The organism is Pseudomonas sp. GW821-FHT05H12, from assembly GCF_059419385.1.
On record NZ_JBWKRS010000011.1, the window covers coordinates 57,633 to 77,749 of the forward strand.

Genomic DNA, 20,117 nt, shown 5'->3' on the forward strand with positions numbered 1-20,117 from the left:
GGATTTCCGGGTTTTTTTTTGCCTTGCGAAAACACAACGGGGGAGCCCCCTTAAGGGCTCCCCCGTTTTTTTTGGCCTTGCGGCTATCAGCCAAAGCGCCCGGTGATGTAGTCCTCGGTCTGCTTCATCTTCGGCTTGGTGAAGATCTCATCGGTATTGCCATACTCGATCAGCTCCCCCATGAACATAAACGCGGTGTTGTCTGACACCCGCGCCGCCTGCTGCATGTTGTGGGTCACGATGATCACCGTGTATTGGGTCTTCAGCTCGGTGATCAATTGTTCGATACGCCCGGTCGAGATCGGGTCGAGTGCCGACGTAGGCTCGTCCAGCAGCAATACCTGCGGGCGCAACGCGATGGTGCGGGCGATGCACAGGCGCTGCTGCTGACCGCCTGAGAGGCTCTGGGCGCTCTGGTTGAGCTTGTCCTTCACCTCATCCCACAGGGCACCACCGCGCAAGGCCTGTTCGACACGGTCATTCATCTCGCGCCGCGACAGTTTCTCGTGATGGCGCACCGCGTAGGCGATGTTGTCGTAGATCGACATCGGGAACGGCACAGGCTTCTGGAACACCATGCCGACGTGGCTGCGCAGGCGGTTCATCGAATAGCCGGGGGCCAGGATGTTCTCGCCATTGAGCAGCACTTCGCCGCGCGCTTCCTGCTTCGGGTACATCGAGTAGATGCGGTTGAACACGCGCAGCAGCGTGGACTTACCGCAGCCCGACGGGCCGATGATGGCGGTGATGCGTTTTTCCGGGATATCAATGTCGATGGATTTCAGGGAGCGTTGGTTGTTGTAGAAAAACTCCAACCCACGCACACGGATTTTGGTTTTTTCGTGATCTATGCCGGTGGCGTCCATCAGTGAGACCTATTGCGTAAAAGGATCAGGCGAGATGCCAGGCTGAGCAGCAGCACGAACAACGTCAGGACCAATGCACCGGCCCAGGCGAGGGCGTGCCAGTCTTCGAACGGGCTCATGGCGTACTGGAAAATAACCACGGGGACACTGGCAATCGGCTTGAGCAGGTTGCTGCTCCAGAACTGGTTGCCGAAAGCGGTAAACAGCAGGGGCGCGGTTTCCCCGGTGATCCGGGCCAAGGCGAGCAGGATGCCCGTCACCACACCGGCCTTGGCCGCCCTCAGCACGATCTGCAGCGTCAACTTCCATTGCGGCACACCCAGGGCCAGCGCCGCTTCACGCATGGTCGAGGGTTGCAGTTGGAGCATTTCATCGGTGGTGCGCACCACCACCGGAATCACCAGCAGGGCCAAGGCCAATGCGCCGGCGATGGCGGAAAACCCCACCTGGTGGTTGGTGAGCAGGTTCAGCGGCAGGATGACGGCGGTGTAGACAAACAGCCCCAGCACAATCGATGGCGCGGACAGCAGGATGTCGTTGATGAACCGCACCGTGGTGCCCAAGCGTGAGTGGCGCGCGAACTCGGCCAGCCAGATACCGGCCATCAAACCGATGGGCGTGCCGATCAGCAAGGCAATCGCCGACATCAGCGCACTGCCATAAAACGCGTTGGCCAGGCCGCCTTCGGTGCCGGGTGGTGGGGTCATCTGGCTGAACAGGCGCAGGTTCAGCGCCTGGAAGCCGTTGATGATGGTTGTCAGCAGGATCCACGCCAGCCACAACAGGCCAAAGGCGGTGGCGGCACAACTGAGGAACATCGCCACGCCATTTTTGAGTGCACGTTTGCGGTAGAGGCGTTCGTTGGGACTCATAACCCCTCCTTGCGGGACAGACGCATGAGCAGCAGCCGGGCCAGTGCCAGCACGACAAAGGTCACGATAAACAGCAGGAAGCCCAGGGCGATCAGCGCGGAGCGGTGCAGGTCGGTGTAGGCCTCGCTGAACTCGTTGGCGATGACCGACGCGATGGAACTGCTCGGCATCAGCAACGACGCAGAAAACTGTTGCGCGTTGCCCAGCACGAAGGTGACCGCCATGGTCTCCCCGAGGGCCCGGCCCAGGCCGAGGAAGATGCCGCCGACCACCGCCGAGCGTGTGTAGGGCAGGACGATGTCCCACACCACTTCCCACGTGGTGCTGCCCAGGGCGTAGGCTGATTCCTTCAACTGAGTCGGCACGCTGCGAAACACTTCATGCATCACCGACGTGATGAACGGCATGATCATCACCGCCAGCACAATGCCTGCGGTCAGCATGCCAATCCCCAGCGGTGGGCCCTGGAACAGCGAGCCCACAAAGGGCAGGGCGCCCAGGTAATCGTTGATCAGCGGGGACAAGTGCTCGGCCATGAACGGCCCGAACACGAACAGCCCCCACATGCCGTAGATGATCGATGGAATGCCAGCCAGCAACTCGATGGCCGACGCCACCGGCATTTTCAGCCAGGGCGGTGCCACTTCTGTCAGGAAGATCGCGATGCCAAAACTCACCGGCACCGCAATCAGCAAAGCCAGGAAAGACGTCACCAAGGTGCCGTAGATGGGCACCACGGCGCCAAAGTGGTTATTGACCGCATCCCACTCGGTGCTGGTGATGAAGTCGAAACCGAAGGTGCGGAAGGCCAGGCCTCCGCCCCAAAGCGTCGAGGCCGCGATACTGGCCAGCAATAGCAGCACCAGCATGGCGGCCCCGAACATCGAGCGCTTGAACCACAGATCGTGGCGTTGATCGCGAGCGGCGCGGCGGTCGCCGTGTGTGTCGCTGGCGTGAGTGGTCATAACCAGAGGTTGGACGGTGTCGTTCATATCAGATGTGCTCACCGTCGCCCTCAATCACCCAGGTGACTGAGGGCGGTGGTCGTAGGGCGAATCAGTGGGTGAAGTCAGACTTCCAGTAACCTTCGATTCGCGACACCAGGGAGTCCGGCAGTGCTACGTAGTCCAACGCTGCCGCCTGCTGTTGGCCCTTTTCCAGCGACCACTTGAAGAAGCTGAACGCCGCCTGGCTTTGCTCAGCATTCTTGGGCTGCTTGTACATGATGATCCAGGTGGTGGCGGTGATCGGCCATGCACCTTCGCCCGGGGCGTTGGTCATGATCAGGTTGAAGTCCTTGGCGCTGGCCCAGTCGGCGGTGTCCGCAGCCGCCTGGAAGGCCTTGGCGTTAGGCTCGACGAATTTGCCCGAAGCGTTCTTCAGCTGGGCGAAGGTCATTTTGTTCTGCAGCGCGTAGGCGTATTCCACGAAGCCGATGGAGTTCTTGATCTGCTTCACGTAGGCCGAAACACCTTCGTTGCCTTTGCCGCCCACACCCACTGGCCAGGGTACGGTGGTGCCGAAACCGATCTTGGTTTTCCAGCTGTCACTGACCTTGGACAGGTAGTTGGTGAAGTTGTACGAGGTGCCCGAACCGTCAGAGCGATGCACCACGGTGATGTTTGCGCTGGGCAGTTTCACGCCGGGGTTGAGGGCGGCGATGGCCGGATCGTTCCAGGCCTTGATGTCACCGAGGAAGATTTTCGCCAGGGTGTCGCCGTCGAGTTTCAGCTGGCCAGCGGCCACGCCCTCGATGTTCATCACCGGCACGATGCCGCCGATCACGCTGGGGAATTGGCCCAGGCCGCCAGCTTTCAGGTCATCGGCCGACAGCGGGGCGTCGGAGGCGCCGAAGTCGACGGTGGCCGCCTTGATCTGGGCGATGCCGCCGCCCGAACCGATCGACTGGTAGTTGATGCGGTTGCTGGAATTCTTGCTGTAGTCCTGGGACCACTTGGACAGCACCGGGTACACGAAGCTGGAGCCGGCACCGGTCACGTCGGTGGCGTGGGCGACGCCGCTCAGGCACAGAGCGGTCAACAAAACAGACAGACTTTTTTTAGTCGGCAACATCACGACAACACCTCAAGGGAAGGGGTAAGTGGAAGGGTCCACCTGTCTAAGACGTGACGATTTAATTCCCGATATGTGTCTTTTTGATGACGGTTTGGCTTTATGAAGAAACATTTAGAAATGTTTGCGATTGACGGTGCCGAGCGCCTTATTCAGCCGTTGCCTGCTGCTGTTCGATGAAATACTGGCAAATCAGCCGATCTTCACGCAGGCACTGCTCGCTTGCCGGCATCCCCGTGGCTTCGGAGAAAAACGCCGCCATCGCCCGGCACACGCACTGTTCTTCGCGCACCACGCTGCCCACCGGGCAGGTGAAGTTGCGCACCATCACGCCGCCTTCCTGCGGCACGGCCTCGGTGCTGGCGCCCAACGCATCGGCGGCGGCCATGGCGGCGCGCAGGCCACTGTCGAATGTGACGGGGTTGGCCAGGCCAGCACGTTGCGCCAGCTGTCGACCGGTCTGTTCCAACACATCGCCGAGTTCGTCGACGTCGTAACGATCCTTGAGCGTGGCGAGCAATTGGGTCAGCAACACTTGGTAGGCCGTGGACGTCACGTCCTCACTGCCCGGCGCCGCTTCAAACACCACCGGTGGCTTGCCCACCGTGTTGCGCGGACGAACCTTGCTGCGCCGCACCAGCCCTTCGGCCTCCAGTTGCTTGAGCTGCACGATCACCGCATTGCGCGTGACCGCCAGGGATTCGCACAGTTGCACCACCGTAAGTGGTTCGCGCTGAAGGAGGTGCAGGATGTCACTTTTGGTACTCACGAGTGGCTCGGTTCGCTGGGGTTTGAGGGAGGCCGAGTATAACGCCTTAAGGGGTGGATCGAAGAGGAAAAACAATAATGACAAAACATATTGTCATTATTGTCGTTAGGTGTTTAGAATTCGCCGAAATCACCCACCCACCCGCAGGTCCGTCCCATGAAAAACGCCCAACGCTTGTTGATCGCGCTCCCGTTCGCCTTCACCTTGATAGGCAGCGCCCTGGCGCAAGACCCACCGCCACCGTCCACGCCCACCCAACTGGTGGACGCCCTGAACGGCGTCTTCGGTAAACACGCGGGTGCCCGCGCGGTGCATGCCAAAGGGATCGTGTTGGAAGGCCGTTTCACCCCAAGCCCTTCCGCCGCGGCCATCAGCAAGGCGCCGCACCTCCAGGCCACCGCAGTGCCGGTGACCGTGCGGTTCTCCAACTTCGCCGGTATCCCGGACATTCCGGATAACCACGCCCTGGCCAGCCCACGCGGCTTGGCGGTGCGTTTCAGCCTGCCGGGCGGTGGCAGCACCGATATCGTCGCGCACTCGTTCAACGGCTTTCCGTCGCCCACCGCCGATGATTTCCGCGACCTGCTGATTGCCCTCGGCACCAGCGGCCCGGATGTCGCCAAGCCCACACCGCTGGACGGCTACCTCGGCACGCACCCGGTGGCCAAGGCCTTCCTCACCGCCCCCAAGCCGGCGCCGCAAAGCTTCGCCACGCTGCCGTACTACGGCGTGAACACGTTCCGCTTCATCAACGCGGCGGGCAAGGTCACCTTCGGTCGCTACCAGTTCCTGCCGGTCAGCGGCAGTCACTTCCTTAGCGAGGCGCAAACCGCCAAGGCCACACCGGATTATTTGAGCGACGAGATCCAGCAGCGCATCGCCAAGGGCGCCGTGCGTTTCAAGCTGGTGGTGCAGGAAGCTGCCGAGGGCGACAAGCTGGACGATCCGTCCATCGCCTGGCCCGCCAGCCGCCCGTTGGTGGAGCTGGGCACGCTTGAAATCACCCAGGCCGTGGCCGACAACGTCGCCGCGCAGAAAAGCCTGATGTTCCTGCCCAACAACGTGCCGGCCGGCATTGAACCGCAGGATCCGATGATCAATGCGCGTTCCGCCGCCTATCCTGTTTCATTCGGCCGTCGGCAGTAAGTCGTCGCCCTACCGATAATAAGAGGAACGCCCTGATGAGTCTGATACCGAACAATTCACTGATCACCGCCACCCCGGAAGAGGGGCGCGAGCTGGCGATCAAGATGGCGCGGCTGGTGATCAAGGCCACCCAACCCGACGAGGCGGTGCGCGGCCGCTTGCGCGATGTGTACGCCAATGACGCGGCGATGCTGATCAGCATCGGCCAGGTGGTGGCGACTGAATTCGCAACCATCGCGGCGGCCAATAAATACTGGAACCCGTAGGGCGAAGAGGGCAGCCAATGCCAGCCATTGGCTGCCCCTGAAAAATGTCGGAATCGACAGGGTAAAGGGCTCGAAACCGGTCAGTCACGATCGGGTTAAAAAGTCATAAAAAGACAGCGTAAATCGCTCAAAGTCTTTGAAACCAATAGGATTGTCCGACAATCCTGAGCATGAAAAACTCTTCATAATCGCCCCCCTCGATCGTTGGTAGTTTCCCCATCGCTGCCCAATAATTCGAGTCCTAATAATGAATAAAAAAACTCTGAGAAGCGCTTTGGCGCTCGCCGTTTCGCTTGCCTCCACACACCTGCTCGCCGGTGGTTTCGCGCTCAATGAACAAAGCATCAGTTCAATGGGTACGGGCTACGCCGGTCGCTCCTCCTCGGCCGACGACGCCAGCACGGTGTTCGGCAACCCGGCCGGCATGTCCCGCATCAAACAGAATGAAGTGAGCATCGGCGCGACCTACCTCGATGCCAAATCCAACATCAAGGACGCCAGCTCTTCCCAGGGCGGCGCCGACAACCCCGGCACCAACAAAGGCGACATGGTCCCCGGCATTGCCGTGCCGATGGGCTACCTGGTCACGCCGATCGACGAGCACTGGGCCTTTGGCCTGGGGATCTACGCACCGTTTGGCCTGGTGACCGACTATGAACACAGCTTCCAGGGCAATGGCTTTGGCAACAAGAGCAAGGTTCAGGTCATCACCGTGCAGCCGACCGTCAGCTACGCGTTCAACGACAAGGTCTCGGTGGGTTTCGGCCCCACCTTCAACAAAATCAGCGGCGAGTTGGATTCCAAGGTCCCGGCCTTTGGCCTGGGCACCGAAACCGCCAAGATCAAAGGGGATGACACCGCCACGGGCTTCAACGCCGGTATCCTGGTGCAGGCCCTGGACAGCACCCGCATCGGCGTCACCTACCATTCGCAAGTGGTCTATCACCTGAGCGGCCATACCAACGCTTCCGGTGTACTGTCCGACCTGCTGGACGGCGGGCCGCAGAAGTATGACGCCAAGCTGGACGTCACCACGCCATCCTCCGTGGACTTCTCGGTCACCCACCAATTGACCGATGACCTGACCCTCTACGTGGGCAGCACCTACACCCGCTGGAGCCAGTTGAAGAAAATCACCGTCAACAACACCGGCGTGTCCGACATCACCACGGCGTTGGCCGGCCTGAACTCCATCACCGAAGAACAGCACTGGCACGACACCTGGTCCCACGCGATCGGCTTGGCGTATCAGCTCAACAAGCAACTGGTGCTGCGGACCGGCTTCTCGGTGGACCAGACCCCAACCAACAACACCGACCGTTCCGTGCGGATTCCGACGGGTGACCGCACCGTGTTCAGCCTCGGTGCCGGCTGGACGCCTGTGGATAACCTGACCTTCGACGTGGCCTATTCCTACCTGAAGGAAGAGCCGATCAAAGTGCGCGACAACAACCCTCAGTTGGCCCTGACCTACGACGCCAAGTACGAAAACAGCGCCAATGGGTTTGGTGGTTCGGTGACTTACCGCTTCTGACCTGAAGATAAAGGCAAAGGGCCGGTTTTTTGACGTGGCCCTTTGCCATAAATTTTGACCTAAATGCTGTCAATCGCGGCGTGTCTTGGTTAGATTGAAGGCTAATCAGCTTTTAAGACACGGACTGTCATGACTACGCTAACGCCGATCATCGCGACCAATCCCCTCATTCTTCGCGCCGCCACGACCTCACCGCCGGCAGCACTGGCCAACACTCTCGACGTCTCGCCCGTCAGGCCGTCCTCCGTGGTCAGCCTCGGAAATCCCGTGGCCGACGTTATCGATCTCTATTCCAAAAACGGGCAGCTCCCCGGCCGCGAAACCGTCTGGGCCTGGGAAAACGATAATCAGGACGCCGTCACCCAGTTGATCAGCCAACGCTTCGGTTCAATCTCCACGGCCAGCCGTTACAGCGGCCTCGGTGCTGCGTTGATGGATCAGTTCACCGGGGGCGGTGGGGCGGGGATTTCACAATCGGTGCTCAACACCACGGCAGAGCGTGCCGGTGATGCGGGCGGGATCAAGGCCGACCAGGCGGTGCTGCACAGCAAGGCCGACAACCAGGTCAGCCTCAGCATCAAGACCGCCAGCGGCAAGACGGTGACGTTCAGCCTGTTCAGTCAGAAACACGGCTTGGGCGTGCAGGCCACGGTCGAGGGCGGCGATTTGAGCGCGGATGAGCTCAAGGCCGTCGGCCAATTGGGGGCGGCGTTCCAGGCGTCGGTCGACGGGTTGACCGCTGTACCGCCGAAACTCGACCTGAGCAAGCTGACCCAGTTCGACACCCACGTGCTGAAGTCGGTGGACCTCATCGCCAAGCTCAAAAACCAGGCGGACGAGGACCTGAGCCTGGCGTTCCACGCCGACAGCCAAACCCGCACCACACGCATGAGTGGCCCGGCCGGTGACATCGACCTGGCCGTCGACCTGAAAAACAGCGCAATACAGGGGGACGCCAAACAGCAAGCCAACGCGCTGAAAACCTACCTCGCCCAGTTCGACCGGGTGCAGGAGCGCGGTAGCGCCAACGCTGACTTGATGGCGATGTTCAAGGACGCGTTCAGTGCCATGAACAGCAACCATCCCCAAACGGTTCGCGCACCGAATGCCTTGAGCAACAACCCGACCGACAAAGGTTTGCTGACGGGGCTGGCGGACTTCAAGGCCTCGATCAAGCAGGCCGTCGGTGCGTCCAACCCGATGCGTCCTAAGGAAGTCGACAGCTTCTCCTACACCGTGTCGCAGAAGACCGAGGTCAATGGCCGCAGCAGCGCGGACCGCAGCGTGACCCAGAACCAGCAGTCGGTGCTGTCGGCAAACTTCCACAGAAGCCTCGGCGGTGGCGAGCCACCGGTGTTGGATGATACCCGCAAATCGCAGAACTACCTGTATGTGCACGTGCAGGACAAGGCCAGCAGCACCGCGAGCTTCTCCTATAAGGATGGCCAACTGGCGAGTGCTTCTGTGTCGCAGTCGGCGGTGCAGAACACCCGGACCCAGAAGTACGAGATGGCCCAGTTGGTGTCAGACACGGTGGAGCCCAAAGATGGCTCGTCCAAACGCGACTACCTGGCGTTGCTGGAGCACGCGGCCAAGGAAGTTAAAAAGTCCAAAGAGGCGCTGGAGCAATCCACCTTGAAGGACGCCCTGGTGGCCATGCAGGGTTCGGTGTTGCTGCATGACTATCCGGCTGTGCTGATGCACTGACGTTGTCTTACCGATAAGCGTAGGAATTTCCGTTTGTCGGCCTAAGAGCGCTCCCAAGATTACTGAGACAAGTCTCATATTTTGGGAGGGTTCCGATAAATACCCTTGTGTTTCTTCTGGTTTAGAAACATTCAAGGGTGTTTATCGTGTTCAAGTTATCGTTAGTGGCAGGTTCTGTTTTTTGTTTGTTCGAGTATTTATTCGCACCTATTTCCCGCGCCGACGCGATGAACGTGAGCTTTATGCGCCACGACTCAAGCCTCGCCGCCCAGGCGAACCCCAGGATCAACGGCGTGGTGGAGCGGGCCCACGAGCTGATCGGCACGCCCTATCGCTGGGGCGGCCAAACGGTCAAGGACGGCTTCGATTGCAGCGGGCTGCTGGTGTACCTGTTCCGCACCGAGGCCGGTATCAAGCTGCCGCGTACCACCACCACGATGCTGGCGTCGAACGCCAAGACCGTGGCGCGCAACCAATTGAAAGTCGGCGACGCCGTGTTCTTTAAACATAACGGTGCCGCGCAACTTAAACATGTGGGGATCTACATCGGCAACGATCGCTTTATTCACTCGCCCAGGACGGGCAAGACCATCCGCATCGACTCGTTGAGCAACACCTATTGGAACAAGAGTTACCTCACCGCCAAGCGCTTTCATTGACGAACGCGCGCCAAACCAAAAGCCCCGCCTCTGTACAGAGCGCGGGGCTTTTTTGTGCCGGCTGGATCAACCCTGGACCAGGGTCACCACCCGTTGCGGGAAGGGAATGCCGATACCCTGTTTGGCCAAGGCACAGCGAGTTTTCTCGTTGAGCCGGTACAGCACGTCCCAATAGTCGTCATTGTCGGTCCATACGCGCAGCGATACGGTGATCGCGCTGTCGCCCAACGTAGTCACCACCACCACCGGCTCGGGGTCGCGATGAATGCGCGGGTCGTCGCACAGGCTCAACAGCACGTGCCGCACGGTGTCGAGGTTGGCGGTGTAGTCCACGCCTACGTCGAACACCACTTTGCGCGTGGCCTCGCTGGAGAAGTTCACCACCACCCCATTGGACAAGCCGCCATTGGGCACGACGATCCGTTTGTTGTCGGTGCTGAGAATCACCGTGTGGAAAATCAGGATCGCATCGACGGTGCCGTACACGCCCTGGACTTCGATTTTGTCGCCCACCTTGAACGGGCGAAACAGCAGGATCAGCACGCCACCGGCGAAGTTGGCCAGGCTGCCCTGCAACGCCAGGCCAATCGCCAGGCCCGCGGCGCCGAGGGCGGCGACAAAACTGGTGGTCTGCACGCCGACCATCGAGGCCACGCTGATCACCAGCATGATCTTCAGGGCAATCTTGACCAGGCTGCCGACGAAACCTTGCAAGGTTTTGTCCACGCTGCGCTTGCCCAGCACTTCACCAATACGCCGCGTCACCGTGCTGATGAACCACCAGCCCAGCACCAGGGTGAGGCCGGCCAAGGCAATGTTCAGGCTGTGTTCCAGAATGACGGGTAACCAGGCCTCGCTGTGTTGAATCAGTTGATCGAATTTGAAATCCATGTTGCACCTTGTTGCTAAAAAAACGGCCCGCGCAGTGAGCGCAGGCCTTGTGGGGTTATGGCCAAAGCGGCCGTCGAGGGAAGGCTCAGTCGCTTAACAGCGCCGCCATTTTTTTCACCTGATCCAGGTCGCCTTTGGCCACATCCGTCACGCCGGTGCCGTATTCCGGGTCGGCCTTGTAGAGGAACGACAGGATGTGGTGTTTGCTCACGGTGTCGGCCTGCGCCAGGGAGGTGCCAAAGCTGTGGATCAGGTCCTTGCGCGCCTTGCTGTTGAAGGAACGGTACAAGTCACCGGCCTGCTTGAAGTTCTGTTCGCGCTGGATCTTGGCCTGCTGGGTGCTGCCGGTCAGTAGGAGCATGCTGTAACGCGCAGCGGAAGATTCCTCACGTGGGAACAAGCGGCTTGGTTGGTAATTGATACCGGTGAGGGTCGAGGCCGTGTTCATCGCGCCGTCCTGGTTGCCGTTATCCACAGGTGCCTTGCTGGCATTGATCGGCAATTGCAGGGCGTTGGCGCCCAGGCGATGCATCTGCGTGTCGGCGTAAGAAAACAAGCGCCCTTGCAGCAAGCGGTCTTCAGAAGGCTCGATGCCGGGGATCAGGTTGGAAGGGGCCATGGCCACCTGCTCGGTTTCCTGGAACACGTTGGCCGGGTTGCGGTTGAGCACCAACTGGCCGATTTTGCGCATGGGGGTTTCCGGCCAGACTTTGGTGGCGTCCAGCGGGTCGAAATCGAACGTGGCCAGTTCTTCAGGCTTGAGCACCTGGATGTACAGGTCCCACTTCGGGAACTCGCCCTTTTCAATGTGCTTGATCAGGTCGAGGGTCATGTGGCTGAAGTCGGCGCCCTGCACGCGGGTGGCTTCTTCCGGGGTGAAGTTGCGCACGCCTTGCAGGCTCTTCCAGTGGAACTTGACGTAGCTCACCTCGTCCTTGGCATTCACGAATTTATAGGCGTGCACACCATTGCCATCCATTTCCCGGTAGCTGGCCGGCGTACCGTTGTTGGAGTACAGCTCGGTCAGGGTGCGGGTGGCTTCCGGTACATGAGAGAAGAAATCGAAGCGCCGTGCATCGTTGCCCAAATTGGTGCGGGGGTCCGGCTTGAACGCGTGGACCATGTCGGGGAACTTGATCGCATCGCGGATGAAAAACGTCGGGAAGTTATTGCCGACCAGGTCCCAGTTGCCTTCTGCCGTGTAGAACTTGGTGGCGAAACCCCGTGGGTCGCGCAGGGTTTCAGGTGAATGGGTGCCGTGCACCACCGAGGAGAACCGCACGAACACCGGTGTGACGGTGCCGGAGGTAAAGAGCGCGGCCTTGGTGAGGTCCACCAGGTTTTCGCTGGCGGTAAACACGCCGTAGGCACCTGTGCCACGCGCATGCACGACACGCTCCGGAATGCGCTCGCGATCAAAACGCTGCAGTTTCTGGATCAGGTGCACGTCTTGCAGTAACACCGGGCCGTGGGGACCGGCGGTTTGCGAGTTCTGGTTATCGCCCACCGCCGCGCCATTGTCTCGGGTGAGTGAGCTGCTGTGCGCGGCCACTGAAACAGAACCCAGGGTCAGTACACATAACAACTGCAAGGGACGAACGAAACGCACAGGCGTGCAGGCAAACATGGTAAGGCTCCCAATAAGATTAATAAGCCAACATCACCCGAGTGGGCATTTGAATGGCAGGCGTGAGTACTTTTTTAGTGTGTTCGCCGCACACCCGTCAGTGATTTAAGAAATGTCTCAATTACCTGAGTTTGGGCAGGGAGGGTGCACGTCCCGGTTATTGAGACAGTTCTTAGAGCCTTTCTTTGTCTCAACCCTTACTGTGGTTCTATCGGTCGAACATTCCGGCTCGCCGCCGGGGTTTGAAGTGGCCTTTTAACGGGTGTTGTGCCCGACAGTTCTAATACGGGGTATTCGCTAATAGCAGCGAAGCCATTATTTAATTCGGCGTTAAACGGTTTAGGCCGCGCGATAAAGGATGCAGGTTAAATTCCTGGGAAGACGAGGTGTGTGATGTCTGGGTTAATCAGAGTGGGGGTGCTGGATGAACATGAAGTGGTCCGTCAGGGGTTGCGTTACCACCTGGCTGATCAAACCGGTATTGAAGTAATGGGCCTGTTCGATACGACAGACAGTGCCTGGCAGGCTATCGAGCAGGGTCGGTTGGACCTGTTGGTGATGGACAATGAACTGGAACACGGTGCTGCGCAGGACTTTATCAAGGCCTTGAGGGCGCAGTTCCCGCAGGTTTGGGTCTTGGTCGTGGTGCCCGAGGCTGACCCCAGGGTCGCCATGCTCCTGCTGGCCGCCGGTGTGCAGGGCGTGGTCTGCAAGCGCCAGCCCCTGGGCGTGTTTATCCGCGCAATCGAAATGCTGGCGTGCGGCCAGCGCTACCTCTGCTCCAGCATCGTCGTGGCCCAGGAGAATGACACCGTATCGACCTGGTGGGAGGCCACCGGTGCAGAAGAAGCCTTGGCGTCCCACGCTTCGCTGTCGTTGCGCGAGCGTGAAGTGTTAAGGCTGTGCATCAGCGGCCTGACCGTGACGCGAATCGCCGAAATGTTCAACCGCAGCCTTAAAACCGTCAGCACGCAAAAGTTGGCGGCGTACCGCAAGTTGGGCGTGACCAGTGACATGGATTTGTTTAAACGTTTGTCTCAATACAAAACCATGAAAGGGCTTTGAGACAAGTCTCAAAGACAACCTGCCTAGGGCGGTGTTAGTCAGTCATTTTTATCGTAAAGACCCGCCTCGTGCGGGTTTTTGTTTAGGCGCGATTAACCAAGCAATTGCACACAAAAATAATGAAGCCTTGGGGGTTTTGAGACAGTTCTTATATTGCCTATTACGTCGTTTGAGGAGAATTCCGACATCCCAAGGATTCCTCTTAACGGAGTGGCTTGGTTGATAGGAATGCCGGATGAACCGGTGTACGCAATCCTGACTAACTCAAAGGCAGAAAACGTGAACGCTAACTCTGTGAATATCGCCGTAGTAGACGGCAAGACGATTACCCAAACGGTGGACCTCGGTGCCGCCAAAACCGGTCTTCCTGTACGCATCAAAGCGGTACAGGGTGGCCAATACCTTATTGGCGAAGGCGAAAAAGGCTTCGCGCCCGAAAACCTCACCGTCAAGCGTGTGGGCAAAAACCTGCACATCGCCCTGGAAGGCACTGACCCAGACCAGGCTCAACTGATCATCGAAAACTTCGAAGGCAGCGGCGGCCAACTGGTCGGCCTCGCCGAAGACGGTTCCTACTACGAATTCATCTCCTCGGACGCCGACCAGGATGGCTCCGCCGCGTTCCTGTACGACGGCGCAGAGTCTGCCCAAGTGCTGGGCGCCCAACCGTTGGCCGGTTTTGGCAATGGCCTGGTCGCTGGCGCCGGTATCGGCTGGTTCTGGCCTGCATTGCTGGGCCTGGGCGCACTGGGCCTGCTCGGTGGCGTGTATGCCGCCGTTCGCAACAAAGACAACGACAACGACCGAGACACCCCGGTTGGCGGCGGTAACAGCGACAAAGGCTCGCTGGGCGGCGTCACCGATGACGTGGGCGACAAACAAGGCCTGATCGGCCCAGGCGAATCCACCGACGACAAAACCCCAACCTTCACCGGTATCGGCAAGCCCGGCACCACTGTAGAAATCGTCGACAACGGCAAAGTCATCGGCACCGCGCCGGTGGGCGAAGACGGCAAGTGGGAATTCACCCCTGCGGAGCCAGGCCTGGATGACGGCTCCCACAACATCGTGATCATTCCGGTCGATGCCGAAGGCAACAAGGGCGAAGGTTCGCCTGGCCACATCATCATCGTCGACACCGTGGCCCCGGCTGCCCCGCTGATTGACGGCGTGTACGACGACACCGCGCCGAGCGAAGGCCTGCTGGCCGCCGGCGACAGCACCAACGACACCACCCCGACGCTCAAAGGCACCGCTGAAGCGGGCGCTACCGTGCACATCTACGACAACGGCGTGGAAATCGGCACCGCCATCGCCGACAAAGACGGCAAGTGGGAATTCACCCCGGAAACCGAACTGGAAGAGGGCGACCACGAATTCACCATCGCCGCTGAAGACGCCGCTGGCAACATCAGCATCCCTTCGCTGCCATTCCCTATCGTCATCGACATCACCGCACCTGAAAAACCAGGCCCGGGCACTGGCGGCATTGACGACATCTTCGACAACGTCGGCCCAGACCAAGGCAGCATCGGCGACGGCGACAGCACCGACGACAAAACCCCAACCTTCACCGGTGGCGGCGCAACGCCGGGCGACACCGTGGTCATCATCGACAACGGCCAACCCATCGGCAGCGTCGTCGTGGGCGACGATGGCAACTGGGAATTCACCCCTGAGCCCGAGCTGGACGAAGGTCCGCACGAAATCGTGGTGGTGATCAAAGACCCGGCCGGTAACGAAAGCGAGCCGTCCGACCCGATCACCGTGATCATCGTGGAAGACACCACCCCACCGGCCAAGCCAACCCCTGGCGCGGGCGGCATTGAAATCATCACCGACGACGTCGGCCCGGTCACCGGCATCATTGCCGATGGCGACAGCACCGACGACACCGCACCGACCTTTGGCGGCAGCGGCGCCGTGCCTGGCGACATCGTGACCATCATCGACAACGGCACGCCAATCGGCAGCGTGGTCGTGGGCGAAGACGGCAAGTGGGAATTCACCCCGGGTACTGGCGATGAGCTGGCTGAAGGCAGCCACGAAATCGTGGTCGTGATCAAAGACCCATCGGGCAACGAAAGCGAGCCGTCCGACCCGATCACCATCATCGTCGATACCCAGGCACCGGCTGCACCGACCCTCGGTTCGGTGATCGATGACCAGGGCGCCGTGCAAGGCGAACTGACCTCGGGCGACATCACCGATGACGCACGTCCGGACCTCTCCGGTACCGCCGAACCCGGTTCCCTGGTGACCATCTACGACAACGGCACGGCCATCGGCAGCGTTATTGCCGGTGAATACGGTAGCTGGAGCTTTACCCCTGAGTTGCCACTGAGCAACGGTAACCACACCCTGACCGTGACTACCACCGATGCGGCCGGCAACGTCAGCGCACCGACCCCGGGCTTCGACCTGGAAGTCATCGCCGGCGGCGCTCCTGCGGCACCTGCCATCATCAGCGTGATCGACGATGCGGGCACCGTGCAGGGTCCACTGGCCCAGGGCGCGACCACCGACGACACCACCCCGACCCTCAACGGTACCGGTGAAGACGGCAACATCATCTACGTGTACGACGGCGAAACCCTGCTGGGCACCACCACCGTGGTGGGCGGCCAGTGGAGCTTCACTCCGTCCACCCCATTGGCAGAAGGTAACCACAGCCTGACCGCCCAGGCGCAAAACGCCGCCGGCAACCTGAGCCCGGCAACCGGTGCTTACCCGATCACCGTGGACACCACCGCACCGACCACACCGACCGGCCAAGCGCTGATCGACGACGTGGGCGCCGTGACCGGCCCGATTTCGGCTGGCAGCACCACCGACGACGCCAACCCGACGTTCGAAGGCATGGCCGAAGCCGGTTCCATCGTGAACATCTACGACAACGGCGTGCTCATTGGCAGCACCACCGCCAGCGCTACTGGCGCCTGGAGCTTCACCCCGGCTACCCCGCTGGCCAACGGCCCGCACTCGCTGGCCGCCCAGGCTGTCGACGCAGCCGGTAACGTCGGCCCGATGGGCCCGGCAATGGACTTTACCGTGGACACCGCGTCCGTTGTGATCTCCATCACCTCCGTGGAAGACAACGCAGGCAGCGTCACCGGTAACCTGACCAGCGGCCAGGCCACTGACGACACCACCCCGACCCTGAACGGCCAGGCCACCCCGGGTTCCACCGTCAGCATCTATGACGGCGCCACCTTGTTGGGTACCGTGACCGCCAACGGCACCGGCCAGTGGAGTTTCACCACGCCCGTGCTGAGTGAAGGCGCGCACAGCTTGACCGCGACCGCCACCACCCCGGCCGGCGGCGAAAGCGACCCGACCCCGGTGTTCGAAACCATCATCGACACCACCGCTCCGACCGCTCCGGCGATTGGCGGTGCCAGTGACGACGTGGGCAGCATCCAGGGCCCGATTGCCGATGGCGCGACCACCGACGATACCACCCCGACCCTGAACGGTGAGGGCCTGGTGCCGGGTGACACGGTCGAGATCTACGACGACGGCCTGTTGATCGGTTCTACCACGGTGGGAACGGATGGCCGTTGGAGCTACACGCCCACCACGCCACTCAACGACGGCAGCCACTCGCTGACCGTGGTCACCCGTGACCCGGCCGGCAACGCCAGTGCGCCGTCTGCACCCTGGACAGTGATTGTCGATACCACCGGTCCCGTTGCCGTTATCACTTCGTTGACTGACGATTTCGGCACCGGTACGCCAACCCTGCCTGAAACCATTGCCAATGGCGGCGAAACCGATGACCGTTCGCCGGTGATCAACGGTACGGCCGAGGCGGGTTCCATCGTGACCATCTACGCCAACGGTGTGGAGCTGGGTTCGGCCCAGGCCGACGCGTCTGGTGTTTGGACCTTCGAGCCTGCGGAGCCTTTGGAGTTGGGTGCTTATAGCTTGACGGCCACTGCGACAGATAAGGCCGGGAATACCGGGCCGGAAAGTGCGTTGTTTGAGTTTGATTTGGTGAGTGTTTTCCATCGGCCGGTGATTACATCTACTTTCGGGCCCGGTGGAGTTGGATTTAACGAAGAAGTTGACGCTGGGTTATTCACAGTTGTAGGTCAGCGTGTCAGTGGTGACTCGTATACGCCAGCTATCGGAAACATTATATCTTTGCGCAGTGGCTCAGGAGGGGGGGGCACACCTGACAAATATGGTAATTCTAAAGCAATAGTTGATTTGAAAGGTGAGACCGCTAAGTTACTTGGTATTGATGTGAAGGTTCAATCAGGTAATGTCTCGGGCGGTTATCCATCCCCAGCTAATACCATCGTGGCTAGGATCAATTTTTACGATGCGAATGGGGAATTGATTGATACGCAAAATATTGTATCTAATGGGTCGCTTGTAAGTGGGGGTTATAAAACTTATGTGATGCCGGAAGGGAAAGAGTTTGCGTCGTTCGAAGTGGTTATATCTCCAGCTCCGTATAATGAAACTCGAATCGTCAATTTGGATGATATCTCCATAAGCAATACCCCGTTTTCAGTTGTCGATAATTATGGTGCCAATTCCCAATTAGCGATCAATGAAGTCCGAGATTTTGGTTTGGTTACTGCCAAGCGTGAGGTCGTAGAGGGTAATCCCACCGGAGTTACTGGAGGCGACACGCTCCGTATGCAAAGTGGTTTCGATGCTCTTACCGGAACTTACGGCGCGCAAAATATGGAGTTTGATCTTAAGGGCGAGAGTGCTACGTCTATTGCTTTGAAGATGTACGCTGCTGTTATCGCTAGGCCGGGATCGTCCGTCCCAGACGGAACCGATGTCGGAAAGATCGAGTTTTACGATGAGAATGGGGTACTTATCCATACCCACGTAATTGAAAATACTCAAGAGGGCTCCTTTACGAGCATAACCATGCCGAACGGGCTGGCATTTTCCAGCTTTACGGTTTTCCAATATAGCCCGCCATCGACAGGGTTTAGCTTAATTTCTATTGACAACATCATCCTCGGCGATGACTCCACCGTTCCTGAGGCAATCGCTGCCCTTCAAGAGCAGCAAGACGACCTCTCCGCCGCCGACCAACTCATCGAAGTGGCCGAAGGCGAAGAGCTCACCGTCGAAGCCGAAGGCACCGACGCCATCGACACGCTGACCCTCACCGGCGCGAACCAGGTCCTCGACCTGACCGCCCTGGCGGAAGGCCAAGTGACTTCGATGGAGGTCATCGACATCACCGGCACCGGCGACAACGTGTTGAACCTGTCGCTGAGCGATGTACTGGCACAGGGTGGCAACAGCCTGTTCACCGGGGATGACAGCACGCAGATGATGATCAAGGGCAATGCCGGCGATGTGGTCAACCTCGCGGATCTGCTGCCAGACGGCACCGATCCGGGTGATTGGGCCAGTGCGGGCACCGCGACGGTGGCAGGCGTGGTTTACAACGTCTACCAACACTCGTCCCAGGACGCACAACTGCTGGTTCAGGACGGCGTCACCACCAACCTGGTGTAAGCCGGCCGCACCCGGCCCTGGGGTTTCCCCCGGGGCCTGGGTGCCAGGGTTTACCCAGGCAGGTGACTGCCTCTCTCAATTGTCTTTTACTTTTTTAGCCCGGGTGCCCAGCGGCACCTGCGCGGAGTTTTGATCATGTTTGCACGTCACAACACCCTTACCGCTGCGCTGTTCGCGGCGGCCGTCTGCGCGATGCCATTGGCCCACGCAGAACAGCAATACACCTACCAGTCGGCGGCCATCCAGTCGTTTGGCAATGGTTACCAGCCGGTGGCCCCGGTCTCCGACGGCCAGGCCCAAGTGGTTTACTACCGTGGTACCGATGCTCAGCAGCGCGGTTCGGCCAACGTCTACGTTGACCGCGAGTTCCACACCAGCCTGCTGCCAGGCGGCTACACCGCGTTCTGCGTGGAGCCAGGCAGCCGTACCCTCGGTGCCTACATTGGTGATGCCCCGAGCTACCGTGGCAAGACCACCGACCTGTACTCGGCCAAGCTGGAAGGCGGCAAGACCTACTTCCTCAAGGTCCGTGAAAACGGCAACGGCGCGCCATTGGCCGTGACCCGTGCCGACGCCGAGCGCGAGCTGGCCGGCAGCCGTGCCCAGGTGCAGGCGCTGTCCCGTGCCTCCAAGGTGCAGCAGTGCAACTTCGTCGACAAACCGGCCGAGGCCTTCAAGGACTACGCCTTGTCCGGCGACGTGCTGTTTGCCTTCGGCAAGTCCGGCTACCAGGACATCAGCAGCCGTGGTCGTGTGGCGATCCTGGAGTTGGTCACCCAGCTCAACCGCGAACACACCAAGCTCGACCGCGTAGTCGTGGTGGGCCATACCGACCCGATCGGTGCCTACCAGGCTAACCAGGCCCTGGGCCTCAAGCGTGCGCAAACCGTACGTCGCCTGCTGATCGACGGTGGCATTCCGTCAACCGCCGTGGTTGCCCGCAGCGCCGGCAGCAGCGAGCCGGTCACCGACGAATGCTACGGCAGCAAGGCCGAGCAAGTGGCGTGCAACGCGCCAAACCGTCGTGTGGTGGTCCGCGTGGACGTGAGCGGCCAGTAAGGCCCTCACGCAAAGCCCGCTCCGGGAGGCCTTCGGGGTTCCCGTTCTTTGCCGCAAGCGCTGTGCGTTTGCGGCCTTTTTCTCGAC

General features: G+C 60.1%; 14 protein-coding genes and 1 pseudogene. 8 read left to right on the top strand and 7 right to left on the bottom strand.

All coding sequences use genetic code 11. From position 1 onward, the window contains the following. Positions 1–86 precede the first annotated feature (86 nt). The 5 genes from pstB to AC07SU_RS12065 all read right to left on the bottom strand — a co-directional run bounded on the left by pstB (position 87) and on the right by AC07SU_RS12065 (position 4,580). On the bottom strand, positions 87–866 hold the full coding sequence (gene pstB, locus AC07SU_RS12045; protein WP_494997133.1) for a phosphate ABC transporter ATP-binding protein PstB: 780 nt from the start codon (positions 864–866) through the stop codon (positions 87–89). After that, positions 866–1,738, bottom strand: a complete 873-nt coding sequence (gene pstA, locus AC07SU_RS12050; RefSeq protein ID WP_176994301.1) for a phosphate ABC transporter permease PstA — start codon at positions 1,736–1,738, stop codon at positions 866–868. Before pstA ends, pstB begins: the two co-directional genes overlap by 1 nt. After that, complete coding sequence (pstC, locus tag AC07SU_RS12055) at positions 1,735–2,730, bottom strand: phosphate ABC transporter permease subunit PstC (RefSeq protein WP_176994412.1); 996 nt, start codon at positions 2,728–2,730, stop codon at positions 1,735–1,737. The genes pstA and pstC overlap by 4 nt, the downstream gene beginning before the upstream one ends. Positions 2,731–2,794: 64 nt before the next feature. Then, the gene (pstS, locus tag AC07SU_RS12060) at positions 2,795–3,811 is read right to left on the bottom strand and encodes a phosphate ABC transporter substrate-binding protein PstS (protein ID WP_494997134.1); all 1,017 of its coding nucleotides are present in this window, start codon (positions 3,809–3,811) and stop codon (positions 2,795–2,797) included. A 148-nt stretch (positions 3,812–3,959) separates the two neighbouring features. Next, positions 3,960–4,580 (bottom strand): helix-turn-helix transcriptional regulator, encoded by a 621-nt coding sequence (locus AC07SU_RS12065; RefSeq protein ID WP_176994299.1) that lies wholly within the window; start codon positions 4,578–4,580, stop codon positions 3,960–3,962. A gap of 156 nt (positions 4,581–4,736) precedes the next feature. Here AC07SU_RS12065 and AC07SU_RS12070 point away from each other — a divergent pair, with 156 nt between their 5' ends. The 5 genes from AC07SU_RS12070 to AC07SU_RS12090 all read left to right on the top strand — a co-directional run bounded on the left by AC07SU_RS12070 (position 4,737) and on the right by AC07SU_RS12090 (position 9,892). Further along, the gene (locus AC07SU_RS12070; protein WP_494997135.1) at positions 4,737–5,726 is read left to right on the top strand and encodes a catalase family peroxidase; all 990 of its coding nucleotides are present in this window, start codon (positions 4,737–4,739) and stop codon (positions 5,724–5,726) included. Between the two features lie 35 nt (positions 5,727–5,761). Continuing rightward, positions 5,762–5,992 carry a hexameric tyrosine-coordinated heme protein gene (locus tag AC07SU_RS12075; protein WP_016973255.1) on the top strand — a complete coding sequence of 77 codons (231 nt, stop codon included), beginning with the start codon at positions 5,762–5,764 and terminating at the stop codon, positions 5,990–5,992. A 247-nt stretch (positions 5,993–6,239) separates the two neighbouring features. Continuing rightward, positions 6,240–7,526, top strand: a complete 1,287-nt coding sequence (locus AC07SU_RS12080) for an OmpP1/FadL family transporter (RefSeq protein WP_494997136.1) — start codon at positions 6,240–6,242, stop codon at positions 7,524–7,526. Between the two features lie 267 nt (positions 7,527–7,793). Further along, positions 7,794–9,233: a lactate dehydrogenase gene (locus AC07SU_RS12085; RefSeq protein ID WP_494997196.1), complete on the top strand. Its 1,440-nt coding sequence runs from the start codon at positions 7,794–7,796 to the stop codon at positions 9,231–9,233. A gap of 242 nt (positions 9,234–9,475) precedes the next feature. Beyond that, positions 9,476–9,892: a C40 family peptidase gene (locus tag AC07SU_RS12090; RefSeq protein WP_259174633.1), complete on the top strand. Its 417-nt coding sequence runs from the start codon at positions 9,476–9,478 to the stop codon at positions 9,890–9,892. Positions 9,893–9,958: 66 nt separating this feature from the next. Here the strand turns inward: AC07SU_RS12090 and AC07SU_RS12095 are convergent, their stop codons facing one another. Together AC07SU_RS12095 and AC07SU_RS12100 are read right to left on the bottom strand one after the other, a co-directional pair. Then, positions 9,959–10,783, bottom strand: a complete 825-nt coding sequence (locus tag AC07SU_RS12095; protein WP_494997137.1) for a mechanosensitive ion channel family protein — start codon at positions 10,781–10,783, stop codon at positions 9,959–9,961. Positions 10,784–10,868: 85 nt separating this feature from the next. After that, positions 10,869–12,317, bottom strand: a pseudogene (locus AC07SU_RS12100) (catalase); the annotation flags it as partial. Between the two features lie 486 nt (positions 12,318–12,803). Between AC07SU_RS12100 and AC07SU_RS12105 the strand changes: the two are divergent. The 3 genes from AC07SU_RS12105 to AC07SU_RS12115 all read left to right on the top strand — a co-directional run bounded on the left by AC07SU_RS12105 (position 12,804) and on the right by AC07SU_RS12115 (position 20,030). Beyond that, on the top strand, positions 12,804–13,475 hold the full coding sequence (locus AC07SU_RS12105; protein WP_494997138.1) for a LuxR C-terminal-related transcriptional regulator: 672 nt from the start codon (positions 12,804–12,806) through the stop codon (positions 13,473–13,475). A gap of 279 nt (positions 13,476–13,754) precedes the next feature. Further along, on the top strand, positions 13,755–18,971 hold the full coding sequence (locus tag AC07SU_RS12110) for an Ig-like domain-containing protein (protein WP_494997139.1): 5,217 nt from the start codon (positions 13,755–13,757) through the stop codon (positions 18,969–18,971). Between the two features lie 135 nt (positions 18,972–19,106). Beyond that, positions 19,107–20,030, top strand: coding sequence for an OmpA family protein (locus AC07SU_RS12115; RefSeq protein WP_494997140.1), 924 nt, complete (start codon positions 19,107–19,109; stop codon positions 20,028–20,030). Positions 20,031–20,117: the final 87 nt, after the last annotated feature.